10 protein-coding genes are annotated in these 14,340 nt (G+C 39.8%); 6 read left to right on the top strand and 4 right to left on the bottom strand.

Annotated features, from left to right (window positions below; genetic code table 11):
* Window positions 1-147: 147 nt before the first annotated feature.
* Both hchA and PNEUHYL_RS04175 read left to right on the top strand, forming a co-directional pair.
* On the top strand, window positions 148-1,017 hold the full coding sequence (gene hchA / locus PNEUHYL_RS04180) for a glyoxalase III HchA (protein ID WP_059366002.1): 870 nt from the start codon (window positions 148-150) through the stop codon (window positions 1,015-1,017).
* Window positions 1,018-1,093: 76 nt separating this feature from the next.
* Window positions 1,094-2,068 (top strand): NAD(P)H-quinone oxidoreductase, encoded by a 975-nt coding sequence (locus PNEUHYL_RS04175; RefSeq protein ID WP_059366001.1) that lies wholly within the window; start codon window positions 1,094-1,096, stop codon window positions 2,066-2,068.
* Between the two features lie 44 nt (window positions 2,069-2,112).
* Here PNEUHYL_RS04175 and PNEUHYL_RS04170 read toward each other — a convergent pair whose 3' ends face one another.
* Window positions 2,113-2,424, bottom strand: a complete 312-nt coding sequence (locus PNEUHYL_RS04170) for a DUF5389 family protein (RefSeq protein WP_059366000.1) — start codon at window positions 2,422-2,424, stop codon at window positions 2,113-2,115.
* Window positions 2,425-2,557: 133 nt separating this feature from the next.
* Between PNEUHYL_RS04170 and PNEUHYL_RS04165 the strand changes: the two genes are divergently transcribed.
* The gene (locus tag PNEUHYL_RS04165) at window positions 2,558-5,056 is read left to right on the top strand and encodes a class I adenylate cyclase (protein WP_059365999.1); all 2,499 of its coding nucleotides are present in this window, start codon (window positions 2,558-2,560) and stop codon (window positions 5,054-5,056) included.
* 129 nt (window positions 5,057-5,185) lie between these two features.
* On the top strand, window positions 5,186-5,815 hold the full coding sequence (locus PNEUHYL_RS04160; protein ID WP_059368813.1) for a response regulator: 630 nt from the start codon (window positions 5,186-5,188) through the stop codon (window positions 5,813-5,815).
* Between the two features lie 56 nt (window positions 5,816-5,871).
* On the opposite strand, the gene PNEUHYL_RS04155 is transcribed toward PNEUHYL_RS04160, so the two are convergent.
* Window positions 5,872-6,714: a divergent polysaccharide deacetylase family protein gene (locus PNEUHYL_RS04155; RefSeq protein WP_059365998.1), complete on the bottom strand. Its 843-nt coding sequence runs from the start codon at window positions 6,712-6,714 to the stop codon at window positions 5,872-5,874.
* Entirely contained in the window at window positions 6,714-7,931 is a 1,218-nt protein-coding gene (gene envC, locus PNEUHYL_RS04150; protein ID WP_418066649.1) for a murein hydrolase activator EnvC, read from the bottom strand. Before envC ends, PNEUHYL_RS04155 begins: the two co-directional genes overlap by 1 nt.
* A 218-nt stretch (window positions 7,932-8,149) precedes the next feature.
* On the opposite strand from envC, the gene PNEUHYL_RS04145 reads away from it, so the two are divergent.
* Complete coding sequence (locus PNEUHYL_RS04145) at window positions 8,150-8,833, top strand: 2,3-diphosphoglycerate-dependent phosphoglycerate mutase (RefSeq protein WP_018356893.1); 684 nt, start codon at window positions 8,150-8,152, stop codon at window positions 8,831-8,833.
* A gap of 61 nt (window positions 8,834-8,894) precedes the next feature.
* Complete coding sequence (locus tag PNEUHYL_RS04140; protein WP_059365996.1) at window positions 8,895-9,530, top strand: hypothetical protein; 636 nt, start codon at window positions 8,895-8,897, stop codon at window positions 9,528-9,530.
* A 162-nt stretch (window positions 9,531-9,692) separates the two neighbouring features.
* Here PNEUHYL_RS04140 and PNEUHYL_RS04135 read toward each other — a convergent pair whose 3' ends face one another.
* The gene (locus tag PNEUHYL_RS04135; RefSeq protein WP_059365995.1) at window positions 9,693-14,147 is read right to left on the bottom strand and encodes an autotransporter outer membrane beta-barrel domain-containing protein; all 4,455 of its coding nucleotides are present in this window, start codon (window positions 14,145-14,147) and stop codon (window positions 9,693-9,695) included.
* Window positions 14,148-14,340 lie beyond the last annotated feature (193 nt).

Genomic DNA, 14,340 nt, shown 5'->3' with positions numbered 1-14,340 from the left:
CAAGGTAAGATTAGAGTTCTAAATTTGAAATTTATCAGAAAAGGCAATAAAAATATCATTTTAGGCAAGTGTTTTGTATTTGGCTTTCGTTATAATACGCGGCGGTTCATACAACCGTATAAACAATAGCAAAATAGGAGCTTTACAATGACTGAATTAAGCAAACAACCTGTACGTGATTTTGCAGAACACAATGCTTATTTCCCATCAGAATATTCATTATCGCAATACACCAGCCCAAAAACTGATTTTGACGGTGTGAAGTTCGAAACACGTTACCAAGGCGATAAAAAAGTACTGATGATTGCCACCGATGAACGCTATTTACAAATGCAAAACGGTAAATGGTTTTCAACGGGGAATCATCCGGTAGAAACCTTATTACCGATGCTTCATATTCATAAAGCCGGTTTTGAAATTGACGTGGCGACTCTCTCAGGCAATCACGCAAAATTTGAAATGTGGGCAATGCCGGCAGAAGATCAAGCCGTCGCTGAAATCTACAATGAGTATTTGCCGAAATTAGATAAACCGGCAAAATTAGCGGATATCATTGATGAAGTTACCGCTGAAAATTCACCTTATGTGGCGGTATTAATTCCCGGCGGTCACGGCGCATTTAATAAAATTCCGGAAAGCCGTGAAGTAAAACGAATATTGGATTGGGCGATGGCGACCAATAAATTTATCATCACCCTTTGTCACGGCCCGGCGGCATTAGCGGCAGCTGCAATTGATAAGCACGAGGCGGATTTTCCATTCAAAGGCTATGAGCTATGTGTCTTCCCGGATGCGTTGGATGAAGGCGCAAACATTGATATCGGTTATATGCCCGGTAAATTACCTTGGTTATTAGCCGCTCGCTTGGAACAATTAGGGATGAAAGTGATGAATCAAGGCATTAGCGGTCAGGTTCACAAAGACCGTAATCTATTAACAGGTGATAGCCCGTTAGCAGGCAATAAACTTGGTATTTTAGCCGCCGAAGAATTATTAAAATCTGTGGGTTTGAAATAATTTAATCCTTTTCCAATGCCGTTGATTTCAACGGCATTTTTGTTTTAGATAATAGAATTAGTTAAATGTGATGAATATGCAACAAATCAATATGCGTGAAACGGGCGATCCCAGCGTATTATTTATCGAACATGCGCGCATTCCGCAACCTAAAGCTGATGAACTGTTAGTGAGAGTGGCATTTGCGGGAGTAAATCGTCTGGATATTATGCAGCGTCAAGGGTTATATCCAATGCCAAAAGATGTAACACCGATTATGGGATTAGAACTTTCAGGCGAAGTGGTGGCATTAGGGAAAGAGGTAAAAAATTTTAATATTGGTGATCTTGTTTGTGCTTTAACTGACGGTGGTGCCTATGCGGAATATTGTGTGGTGAAAGTAGGGCAAGTTTTGCTGCTTCCGAAAGGCTATACCTTGCAAGAGGCTGCAATGCTACCGGAAACGTTTTTCACTGTGTGGGCGAATCTTTTTATGCAACAGCAAATGAAACCGGGTGAAAGCTTACTTGTACATGGCGGAACCAGCGGCATTGGGATTACGGCATTGGCAATCGCAAAAAGCCTTGGGATAATAACTTTTGCAACAGTCGGAAATGCAGAAAAATGTGAGGTGGTGGCACAACTTGGGGCAATTGCAATCAATTATAAAACCGAAAATTTTGTGGAAAGGATTCGTCAATATCAAACGGGGGTTGATGGTGTACTGGATTTAGTAGGGGCAAGCTATTTTGCACAAAACCTTGACATTCTCAATAAAGACGGGCGGATTTTCCTGATCGGTTTTATGGGGGGACATATTGCGGAACAGGTTGATTTGCTCAATATTGCAGTAAAACGAGCCACCCTCACCGGTTCGACCATGCGTGGTAGAACAGCGGAAGAAAAAGCGGTAATTGCTCAATCTCTGTTGGAAAATGTATGGGACAAACTTGCTAAAGGGGAAATTACTAAACCTATTTTACACAAGTGCTATGACTTCAGAGAAGTTACACAGGCACACAGAGAAATGGATAAAGGCACGCATATTGGCAAGATTTTATTGGCGTTTTAATAAGCCGGCGATTCCTAAAGTGCGGTTGGTTTTGGCGGATTTTTTTAGCGGCTCGCCAAACAAATATAAATTAAAATGCCATAGAAACCGGCAGCGCTTATCCCGAGTAATCGTCCGGCAAGTTTCGGGCGTTTAGCATGTAATTTATACAGTAAACGCGAAATAATGGCGAGAATGAAAGGGTAGATCCAAAATACGGTAGAGAACAAATTGCTTTGCCCTTCCGTTAATGCATGATTTTGAGCGAAATAGGGGGAAATAATCAACGCGAGCGGCCACAGTAAAACCGGCGTGCAAAAAGCCGCAAGCCCCCAAGCGAACCCACTAAATTTTGTTGGCATAGACGGTCGTTCCATAAGCGCAATCCCACAGTAAAATAACAGAGTGGGAAATATAGCAAATAGGCTTGAGATTGGGTAGTAATTCTTTACTTTAACCTGCTTAAAGTGGTAGAGTATTGGCAACTTTTTCCATTCGGTAGGATGCCGCTTGAAATACGATCTCGATCGAGCAAAAAAATGTGTGGAAATTCTTGATAAGCGTCGTTTGGAACGTGCATTATCGGGATCCGGTGATGGGTTTCGACACGTTTTATCTCTGTTTCCTTTACTGTTTCAATTGAACCATTCGAGTTTATCCGGTTATGTGGCGCAATCCCCTTGTGGCGTGGCAAATTTTAAGTTGTCGGCTTATCAGCAACAATTCCTTTCTTCCGAATCTCCTGAACTTTACGAGCAAATAAAAGATCAAGCCTATGGTGATAATCCACCGATTTTAGGTATTTATGTGATGGGCAGTTTTGGCTCTATCAGCCAAAGTAGTAGCTCTGATATGGATACATGGATTTGCTGCCGTGAAGATTTAACAGAAAATGAACGGGATTTATTAGAACAAAAAGCCCAAAAAATCAAAGAATGGGCAATGGGGTTTGAGGTTGAAATTAATTTCTATCTGGTTGATCAACAGCGTTTCCGGCATGGATATTATTCCGAACCTTTGACGAGCGAAAACAGTGGCTCTGCACAATATATGTTATTGCTTGACGAGTTTTATCGCTCTGCCGTTCGCTTGGCTGGGAAACCGTTACTGTGGCTACATTTATGGGTAGAAAATGAAGCGGACTATGAAAACGAAGTCAAAACACGCATTCAGAACGGTTCGCTTGATTCACAAGATTGGGTTGATTTTGGCGGATTAGCGCAGTTTTCCGCTAAGGAATACTTTGGTGCAGGCTTGTGGCAACTTTACAAAGGAATTGATTCGCCGTATAAATCCGTACTAAAAATTTTGTTGTTGGAAGTTTATTCGAAAGAATATCCGAACCCTCATCTTATTGCTCGTCAGTTTAAAGAAGATCTCTTTTCCGGCAACACCACGCCTGCCCATCATTTTGATCCTTATATTGCAATTCTTTCTAAAGTGACGGATTATTTGACCGCACTTTCCGAATTTAAGCGCCTTGATTTTGTTCGTCGCTGTTTTTATGTCAAAGTAACAGAAGATTTAGCCTTATATCAAACCCATAACTGGCGGACTGATTACATACAAATTTTAGCTCAGGAATGGGGCTGGAGTGCCGAACAAATTCACGAACTGAATTATCGCCCGTTTTGGAAAATTAAGCGTGCCAAAGAAAGCCATGATAACTTAGTGAAGTTTTTGATGATGAGCTATCATAATTTGGTGAGTTTTGCCCGTAAATATAAAATTAACTCAAGCGTTGTACCACAAGATATTAATGTTCTTACCCGTAAACTCTACACGACATTTGAGGAACTACCGGGCAAGGTGATTTTACTTAATTCGCAGATTTCCCGTAATTTATCCGAGCCGCATATTTCATTTTTAGAAGTGAGGGGTAATAAGCATTTCCAAGATGGTTGGTATCTTATCAATCGAGCACCAAATACGATGATGTTTTCTCAACATCGTATTATTGAGTATAACAAAAGCCTTAATAAGCTGGTCGCGTGGGCATATTTTAATCGCTTGCTTACTGCGGAAACGCAACTTCACTTATTTAGTCGCACTATTGAGATTGAAACTTTGCGTAATTTTGTCGCTGATCTTCGGTTGTCTTTTTCACGGGAAAACTCAGTAGCAGGCGGTGATATTTTGGCAACCGCTTGTGAAATTCGTAATATTGTTATTGCCGTGAATTTAACCTCTGATCCTACGGCAAGGATTACGGAATTTAAAGATAGTCTTTCAGCCTGTGATTTATTTAGTTTCGGTTCGCTAGAACAAAATCTTGTGGGGAGCATTGATTTTACTTATCGCAATATATGGAATGAAATTCGCACGCTGCACTTTGAAGGGCCAAATGCTATTTTGATTGCGTTAAAAGTGCTATCAAATAAAATTTATCGAGATGCGAATAATCCCCCTTCCGTACAGGTTTTTTGTTACAGCCGGCATTATCGCCGAACATTACGCAATCTTGTCAGCGCGTTAGTAAATCGTTGCATAAACATTCAGCTTGGTAACCAAACCTTCAATATTCCACGTTTACGCGTAGCGGGAAAAAATTGGCAATTTTTCTTTGAAGAAAGCGGACTTAGCTTGCAAGAAGTTGAGAATAGCAGTCAAAGTGCGGTAGATTTTGATGATGTTTTACAAAGTCCGGTGGAAGAAAAAAGTGATATTTATAGTAAACATCGCAAATATCCGATTGAAATCGATCTTTTGGCGAGAGAAGGTTTCCTGCAATTTTTCTTTGAGGACAATAAAGATAATACCTTTAATGTCTATTTACTGAATGAAACCAATCAGTTAGAGATTTATCGCCATTGCGACGGTTCAAAAGATGAAAAAGTACAACAGATTAACCAACTTTATCAAGCTCTAGAGTCGGGTGATGAAAATCCGTATCACATTGAGTCTCGTAATTTTAATTATCCACAGTTTTATCAAATTCAATATAGTGATCAAGGTGATGTGCAAATTCAATCTTTTAAATATCAACAACATGTATCGGCAGTGCATTAGACGCTGTAAAATAATGAACTAGATCAAGTTTCCTGAGTTTCTTGATTGGAAGAGGGGAAAAATCCCGATAGAATGGCTCGTTTTTAGGTGACAGGTTAATAAATGTTATTGTTCACCGATGGGGGGGAAATGCAAGAAAAGTTAAAAGTTTTACTCATCGACGATCATCCGTTAATGCGTCGAGGTATCAAACAACTAATTGAATTAGAAGAAAATTTCGAAGTCGTCGCTGATGTTGGGAGTGGTACGGAAGGCATTTCTGTTGCCTTACAGACATCGCCGGATTTAATTATTTTAGATCTTAATATGAAAGGACTTTCAGGGTTGGATACACTGAAAGGTTTACGTGCTGAAGGGGTGGATGCACGTATCGTTATTTTGACGGTATCAGATGCTAAAAATGATATTTTTGCCTTAATTGATGCAGGCGCGGACGGCTATTTATTAAAAGATACAGAGCCGGAAACCTTACTTGAAGAAATCAAACGTATTGCAAAAGGCGAGGTCATTTTAAGTAACTCAATCAAAGATTTATTGATTGAACGTGAGCATCGTCGTGACCCAATGGATTTACTCACCGATCGTGAAATGGGCGTTTTACGCTTAATTGCCACCGGATTATCAAACAAACAAATTGCAGGGCAGTTATTTATTTCCGAAGAAACGGTAAAAGTACATATTCGTAATTTATTGCGTAAATTAAACGTACATTCCCGCGTCGCGGCTACCGTATTATATTTTGAATACAACGGACGCTAACAACACATTATTAAAAAGTGCGGTCAGAAAAATACTTTATTTCTGACCGCACTTTTTTATTTCGGTACACCTCGCAATAGTGGGATCGGCTCGTAAGGCGCTATTGAAGTCGGGGCGGGGACATCGCTAAACAGTAAAATAAACGGTTTTGGCGGTACGATACGTTCGTTTCGCCATAAACTTCCCATACCGACAAGCTGAATATCTGAGGGTAAATGACGCAAATTTTGCTGCAATACCGCAACGGTGTTTTTACGTGGATGTCCGATAGCGATTGCCGTACCATGCTTTCTTGCATATTGAACGGCAGCTTGAAATTGGCGCTGCACATCAGAAAACTCATTGCTGTCATCTAAGAAAATATGGCGGTCTAACGAACGAACCCCTTGCTCTCTGGCGATTTTGCCGGCAACGGAGCGACCAATCGTGCGGCTATCCAAGAAGAATAAATGCTGTGTACGAAGCGCATTCATTAAATGTGTCATTAGCGGCGTGTCAGCCGTGGCGGCACTGCCCATATGATTATTCATACCGATTGCGTGGGTCACAATATTTTTTGCCTGTTGAACGCGCTTTATTACCTGTTCTGCCGACATACCTAAATGCAATCCCCCTTCTTCAATTCTTGTTTGCTTCAAAGGTTGCATTGGCATATGAATGAGAATATCACGTCCTTGTTTTTTTGCCTCTTGGTTACGGGCTTGGGCATAGGGCGCAGAAGGAATAATTGCCACGGAAATTTCACGCGGCATGGCAAAAATCGCCGCATCTTCTTTAGGGTGGTAGCCCACGTCGTCAATGACGATGGCAAGTTTACTTTGGGCGATTGTAAATGTGGAGAAAAGTGCGGTGGAAAAAACGACGAGATTTTTGACCGCACTTTTAAATGCTATATTCATTATTTAATCCATCCGGCGGGGTTCACCGGTACACCTTTTCGACTGATACCGAAATATAATGCGGGGCGGGAAATTTCACCGGTATTGCCTACCTGTGCAATAGTTTGACCGGCTGAAACAAGTTGGTTTGGTTTGACAAAAACGGCTTGGTTAAAACCGTACAAACTCAGATCGCTGTCGCCGTGTTTGATGATAACCATATAGCCATAACCGGTAAGCTGGCCGGCTAAAATGACCCGACCGTTGGCAATGGCACGAACCGGCGTACCGTTTGAGGCGGCAATGACCATACCTTTCCAACGAACCTCACCGGCTTGAGTGGAACCAAAAGCATAAAGTGTCGAACCGTTTACCGGTTTATTATACTGACGCTTTGCTGCGCCTAAACCACTGGTACTGTTAATCAACTGACGTTCTTGCGCAGTCGGAGTATAAGGTTTGGCGGTTCGTTTCTCCTCTGCTTGTTTACGTTGTGCCAGCGCTTCCCGCTCACGCTGTTCTTGCTGGCGAGCGGCTTGTTCGGCACGTTGAATCTCTTGTTTCAGCGCCGTTTCGTTCGCCCGTAAACTGGATAATCTATCCTGATCTTTATTAATATTTTGATTAATTTCATTCAACGTGGATTGCCGTTCACGCTGAATTTTTTCTAATTCTTGCTGTTGTTTTTTCTGCGTGGCAAGTTGATCCCGGTGAGTTTGTTGTTGCCCTAAGATCGCTTCTTTTTGTTTAACAATTTGTGCCTGTGTCGCCTGAAGATTGCTAATCATCTCAATACGGGCTTGGTTTAAATGCTCGTAATAAACCTTCATTCTTGCCGCTTTCTTAGCATCTTCCGACAGCATTCTTTCCAAAGTGGAGGGATTTAACCCCGAGCGGTAAATGGCGTCCATTTGCTTGGCGAGTTTGGCTTTTTGTTCTTTTTCTTGTTTTTCTAGTTGTTTGATTTGTTTATCGGCTTCTGAGATTTGCTTACGGATTTCTTTTAAACTTAATTCGGTTTCACGTAATTCCCCGGCAACCGCATTGATTTTGCTCTCTTGACTTTTTAAGGTGGACTGAAGCTTTGCCTGCTCACGTTTTTGTTTGGCAAGTTTAGATTCTTGTTGCTTAATTTGTTGTTGGATTTGGTTGAGATTGTTGCCATAACTGGCTGACGAAAATCCTATAAGTCCACACGCAACTAAAAGTGCGGTGGATTTTGAAAGTGTTTTTGTCATCAGTTGCCAATATTGCATAGATTAAACTCTAGAAATAAAAATCAGTGAAAGCTATTTTGTCCACAAAGCGCAGATAGTAGCATTATTTTGATGGCGCTAAAATGGCTAGGTTTAATTTTTTGCGTCAGATCAGGAAATCCCGCCTTTTTGCTTTTAAACAGTGGGATTTTTTGCTATAAAGTGCGCATTCTTTTTTACTTAAATATTAGGAGAGCCCTATGGAATTAGTATTCATTCGTCACGGTTTTAGTGAATGGAATGCAAAAAATTTATTCACCGGTTGGCGTGATGTTAATTTGACTGAACGAGGTGTGGAAGAAGCCAAAGCAGCGGGTAAAAAATTGTTAGACGCAGGCTATGAATTTGATATCGCATTTACTTCCGTGTTAACCCGCGCCATTAAAACTTGTAATATTGTGTTGGAAGAATCACACCAATTGTGGATTCCTCAAGTGAAAAATTGGCGTTTAAACGAACGTCACTACGGTGCGTTACAAGGCTTAGATAAAAAAGCAACCGCAGAGCAATATGGTGATGAACAAGTGCATATTTGGCGTCGTTCTTACGATATTTCTCCGCCGGATTTAGATCCGCAAGATCCAAACTCCGCACATAATGACCGTCGTTATGCGAATCTTCCATCGGATGTTGTGCCAAATGCAGAGAACTTAAAATTGACTTTAGAACGCGCCCTTCCGTTCTGGGAAGATCAAATTGCACCGGCTATGCTTTCCGGCAAACGTGTTTTAGTGGTGGCGCATGGTAACTCACTTCGTGCGTTGGCAAAACATATTATTGGTATTTCCGATGAAGAAATTATGGATTTTGAAATTCCGACCGGTCAGCCGCTGGTGTTGAAACTTGACGATAAATTAAACTATGTAGAGCATTACTACCTTTAATTTTTTAATTTGATTCAAGGTGCGGTTAATTTAGCCGCACTTTTTGTTTAAGGAGAGATTGATGAAAAAATTATTTAAGATTTTACTTACCGTGTTGCTTTTTATTGGTAGTAATGCCGTTGTTGCATCACAAAATAAAAATACAACGATGAAGCAGGTGGTTAAGCAAACTAAAAACATACATACGAAAAAACAGATAAAGAAAAAAACAATACAGAAAAAATCGGCAAGCAAAGCGCGTAAAACGACCACTAAAAATCAAGTTTCGAACGGTAAAAAAGCAATAAAATCAGGGGCGGCTAAGAATAAACAGAAAGGTGTGAAGAAAGTTAAAAAAACAGCTTCACAAAACGTTTCTATAAAGAAAATTGAGAAGGCGGAAAGCCAAGAGCAAACCTTAAAAAACACACCGCCTAAACAAACGACGAAAGCCGTTATCGTACCGAAATGCCAAGATAACCAAGTCGCTAAAGTGCTTTCTGATGCTTTTAAGCAACAAGGTAAGGTGACGGGAACACAAATGACGGTAAAACAAATTAAACAAGCATATGAAACGCAATATTATCCGCAGCAAGGTATTCGGAGTTGTCATGCGTTAGTGGAAACCTTTGGTAAAAAATATCAAACAGATTATAGTGTAATTCTGAATGGGAGTGGCTTTTTTGTTCAGGTAGAAAATGCTCAACCGACGATTTAATTAAAAATTATAGAAGATCAAACCTAATTTGATAGGCACACAATTTTAAACGGGAGCTGTCTGGTTGGGTTTGCTCTTTCTATACTTATTGCATAAATAAACCCACTATTTTTTATATAGTGGGTTTATTTTTCATTGAAGTTTAAATTAAATGAGGTTTATTTAAAAGGTGTAGCCCAATTTTAGTTCCGCAATAGTACCATTTCCTGAGCGGCTAAACGTTTTCCGTGCATTTGTATCAATTGAAAAACCATTATTCCATTCATAGCCTATTCCCCCTCCAACACTGGTAATATGACTATTGGGTTCTGAGCGAATAGTAAATTTCCCTCCATTTTGGAATCCCCCTTGTAAATCTTTTCCTCCCGTAATAAGGGTGTAATCTGCTGAAGCTTTCAATGAGGCTTTACCGCTTGCCATTGGTAAAATGGCAATCATATCTTGCCCAATACGGCTTTCAATACGAGATGTTTGGTATTTATCAATATATAACCCTGCTGTACCTCTTTCGTTAATAACATCTTGTGTTAAGCGGAGATAAGCGACATCTAATCTTGGTACAAATTGCCAATTTTCACTTAATGGGAAAATATATTTGGCTTGAGTATAAAGGCTTGTTGCTTTTAGGTCGGTATTGACATCAAATTGATGGTGACTATATCCATTACTAATATGACGAGTCCCTTTAATATTAGTTGAGATCTGGTTAATACCTGCAGTTAAGCGCAAATTACCCATAGCTTGAGTTAAATAGGCACCAAAAGATAGCCCTTTACCATTTAATAGGCTTTGTCCACCTATTATTTTTTGCTTATGTGTTGAAAGATAAATACCTGAGGTCAAAGTATCATTCATTCCATAATGTATGCCAAGCATTGTCCCTTTTGTTGTTGCATCATCTGCTGTATCTCGATAGTGATGGCGAGAATAAAGCCCTTGGGCTGCAACATACCATTGCTGTGCTTTTAAAGGTTTCATCATCGACAAAAGTGCATTACGTTCATCTTGATTTATTTGAGCAAGCTGGTAAGCCATAGCACCATAAATATTATGCTTAACTGTGTTCTCTAAATAGAGATTAACCGCTTTTGCTGCTTCTTGTGGTGTTTTATCAGTTGTGAGTGATGAGGCTTCTAATGCATTAACACCTGCGTTTTTCCAATTCATTAAATAACTTTGATAGGCCTCGACAAATGGCGTACTAAATGGGGTATTTTCCTGTTTCGACCCGGTTATTTTATGATTTAATTGAGTAATTTTTTGTTGTAACTCACTCAGTTGTTTACTTAGCTGTTCAGTCTGCGTATTGAGTGTTGTATCCGGTTTCTCAAGCTTAGGGTTGTTTTGCAAATCCTTTTCTAACGCTGCTTTGCTTGTTTCTACCTCATTGATTTTCGCTGCTGCTATAGATAATTCCTGCTTAGTTTTATCCTGTTGTGCCTGCGCATTTTCAAGTGATTTTTTAAGCTTATCTTTTTGCTTTTCTGCTTCCTGCAATTGAGCCTGTAACTGAGCCTGCTGTTGTGCTTGTTTCTCAGCCTCTTCAGCAGTCATTACCACTTTAGGTTGAATCAGTAATTTACCATTTTTAACGACCGCACTTTGTAGCACATTATTGGTATCAAACTGAATATTTTGAGGTTCAAGCTGAAAACCGCCAAATTTGATTTCATATTCACTCGCCACTTTGGTGGTATCTACAATGAATTTGCCTAATCCACTTAGGGTTATTTTTTCATTACGCTCAGGGTCAAACAATGCGTGAGTTTCAGCATCAAGTACTTGATAGTGTAAGTCATTATTCAGAGTAATAGTATTTGTGCCTCGAATTTTTGCATTCGCTAATAAATTCGTATCCTGATTAACAATCATATCTTCCGCATTGTAGATAGCATAATCTACTTTAATCGGTTGAGAATTTTTCCTATTAGATTGACCAAAATGCAATTTATCCAAGCCATTGCCTAAATCAATAGCCTGTCCGTTAAATTTCACTTGGTTATCCGCAATAGTAAGCTCATCATTGCCTGCTTTAAGATCAATATCACCATTAATAAGAGTTTGATTGGTTAATACAACTTGGTTAGAACCGGCATCCCCTAAAATCGCCAACGGTTTTTCTGATTGATTAACCTTAAAACCATTTGCATTTAAAATGGTATTATTCAAATAGACTTGGGCGTTTTCTCCTACTTTTAATGCTGTTTTATAGCCATTAATAATAGAGTCAGTGAGGTGTGTGGTATGTTTAGCAAACAATGCGCCGTTCTCCATCCCTACACCATTGATAATTTTATTATTGATAGTGCTTTCCGAAGTTGTTAGCTTTTCGCTATCTTTTTTATTTGATGACAATGGCGCATTTTCTACTTGATAAGTTTTGCCATTATAAGTGAATGGACTGAGAGTATGATTACCAACAGTGATTTTTTCAACCTGTTCATTTTTATCTAACGTAATGTATAAACCGGTATTTTTCACATTATTTGCATTTAATGTCTCAAAATAGCGATAGGATTGGTTAGATGTCGGATCTAATTCGTATCCACCAGCAATTAAGCGCCCGGCTAAAATACCATAGTTCTCAACTTTACCTTTAAAACCTGTTTCATAGGTTGGGTTGCTTGAGCTATAAGCTCTATTCGCCTTGCCTCTAACTAATAAAGCACTATGATTACCTGAAATTATTCCGGCATTGGTAATATTTGCATTACTACTTGCATTTAATGCAACACCCGCGCCGTTATTGCGATAATCCACCCGAGTATAGCCATCTTGAGAAAATCCGTGCCAGACTTTCGCATAACCACTGATCGAACCTGCATTGATAAGCCCTCCTAGTTGTGCTTTTTGTGGAGAATATTCGCTAGACTCATTATAAGTCCAAGCGGTAATACCGTTACCACTTGAATGGGCGGTGGCTACACTCTGAATTGAATTAGAAGACAGATCAGATCTTGTGACTTCAGTAGAAGTATTTGATGTATTGGTTTCAGGCTCACAACCAGGCGTATTTTTTGCTAACCAACGGCAAAGATCTTCGCTTAACCGAGGTGTGCTGGGCTTATTTGATGAAGTTTGCAACACAATATCAGGGATAAATGCTTTATCTTCTTTACTTGCATTTGATTTGCCGCCACTGACTTCAATCTGTCCGGAAATAATACCTCGGTTATCTACACGACCAATCGTTGCAAATTCTCCACTATTTCCTCTGGCAAAAACAGAAATACCATTACCCGTAGCAATTGCATTCGCCATAATCTCACCGGTACCATTACCCGCCTTGACTAAGGCGTTGCCACGCATACTACCACTATTTGTAATATTGCCGATAGTTGAATTGGCAGGATAACGAGTTTGTGCATTAATGGCTTCGCTTGTAATAGACAGCGCATTTCCACTGCCGAGAGCATCCGCATTTGAATATAAATGAACGCCCGGATAATGAGAGTTATGACCAGAAATCTGAGTTAATTGTCCTTTAATCTGCCCACTATTCTGAATATTTCCTATTGCTGATTCAGTTCGATTTTTCGCAAATCGCCCTGTTTTAGCAAGTGCAGAGATTCCGTTTCCGCTATTACTTGATGTCGTACGAGTATGGGTCGTATTTTGTCCACCTAATAGTTTGGCTTCGCCAACTAAACTTCCACTATTAGTAATATCCCCCAATTTCGCAAAATTTTGTTTGTTTTCAGAGTAAGTGTATCTATCAATGGTATTGACATAAGAAGAGATGGCAATAGCATTACCGGATGAGCTCCCCGTCACAGAATAAAATTGAGGTTTATAGTTCGCAGTATGAGGGGGAACGGAAGCGCCTTCAGCATGAATTTTTCCCGTTATTTGACCGCTATTTAGAATATTTTGCAGGCTAACATTAACTGTTTTCCCTTCAAAATCAACTTTGTCTAGTAACGGAGAGCTTTGTGTCGTTGAACTTACTGAACGTGTTGAGGTGCGACTGACACTGTTACGACGGGATACTCCGGTTGCACCACTATAACCATCTACAAAGCCATCAGCACCCACTTCTACATTATGCTTACCAAAATCAGCGAGTCCAACTACAGAAATACCGTTACCACTTCCATAAGATTGAACATCACCGTTCGTTTCTGCCGCCCCGCCTTTCAAGTTGGCTTCTGCTGAAATAGCACCATTGTTTTCTACTTTCTGTAATACAAATACAACATCGTTCGCATTACTTGGTGCAGACCAACCAAGCGCATCAATACCATTTGCTACCCCATCAATTGAAATGGCGCTTCGTCTATCTGCCGATTCTGTCGTATCTTTACCTTTTGCTATCACTTTGCCCACAATGTGTCCTTGATTGTGAGCCCCGGTTTGAGCAACACGACCATCTCCATCTTGTGGATTTCCATACCAAATGATCCGTACTGGATTACCAGAACGATTAAATCGCCCTTGAATTCGCTCTTCAGTACTATCGCTGGTAATCGAATCAATTTTTTCAATTTTTTCTTCAGCATTAATAACGGCCGTTGCACCTTTACCTTGTTCATAAGCATAGACAGAAACGGAACTCATTGCTGCTGCAACCGCACTAATCTTTAGCCCTGTTAATAATAAATTCGATCTATTATTCATATTTGTCTCCTGTGGCGATAAAATTGCGTGCGATTCTAGTTTAAATCTAATTGATATTCAATATCATTTAGAAATATTTAATATTAATCCCTATTTTCGTTTTTTGTAACGTTCGGGATTGCTTTTTAGTACCATCTTACCGTTTGTCATATTCCTGAAACATTTCTCTTTTATACTTCGAACACATTTAATT

The organism is Rodentibacter caecimuris (genome assembly GCF_001019715.1).
In the GTDB taxonomy this organism is placed as follows: Bacteria; Pseudomonadota; Gammaproteobacteria; order Enterobacterales; family Pasteurellaceae; genus Rodentibacter; species Rodentibacter caecimuris.
Note: the sequence above shows the minus strand (reverse complement) of the source record. Positions and strands in the feature narration are given on the sequence as shown.

Coding starts and splice junctions, on each gene's coding strand:
- hchA (WP_059366002.1), top strand. CDS start 148: ATGACTGAATTAAGCAAACAACCTGTACGTGATTTTGCAGAACACAAT.
- PNEUHYL_RS04175 (WP_059366001.1), top strand. CDS start 1,094: ATGCAACAAATCAATATGCGTGAAACGGGCGATCCCAGCGTATTATTT.
- PNEUHYL_RS04170 (WP_059366000.1), bottom strand. CDS start 2,424: ATGGAACGACCGTCTATGCCAACAAAATTTAGTGGGTTCGCTTGGGGG.
- PNEUHYL_RS04160 (WP_059368813.1), top strand. CDS start 5,186: ATGCAAGAAAAGTTAAAAGTTTTACTCATCGACGATCATCCGTTAATG.
- PNEUHYL_RS04155 (WP_059365998.1), bottom strand. CDS start 6,714: ATGAATATAGCATTTAAAAGTGCGGTCAAAAATCTCGTCGTTTTTTCC.
- envC (WP_418066649.1), bottom strand. CDS start 7,931: ATGACAAAAACACTTTCAAAATCCACCGCACTTTTAGTTGCGTGTGGA.
- PNEUHYL_RS04145 (WP_018356893.1), top strand. CDS start 8,150: ATGGAATTAGTATTCATTCGTCACGGTTTTAGTGAATGGAATGCAAAA.
- PNEUHYL_RS04140 (WP_059365996.1), top strand. CDS start 8,895: ATGAAAAAATTATTTAAGATTTTACTTACCGTGTTGCTTTTTATTGGT.
- PNEUHYL_RS04135 (WP_059365995.1), bottom strand. CDS start 14,147: ATGAATAATAGATCGAATTTATTATTAACAGGGCTAAAGATTAGTGCG.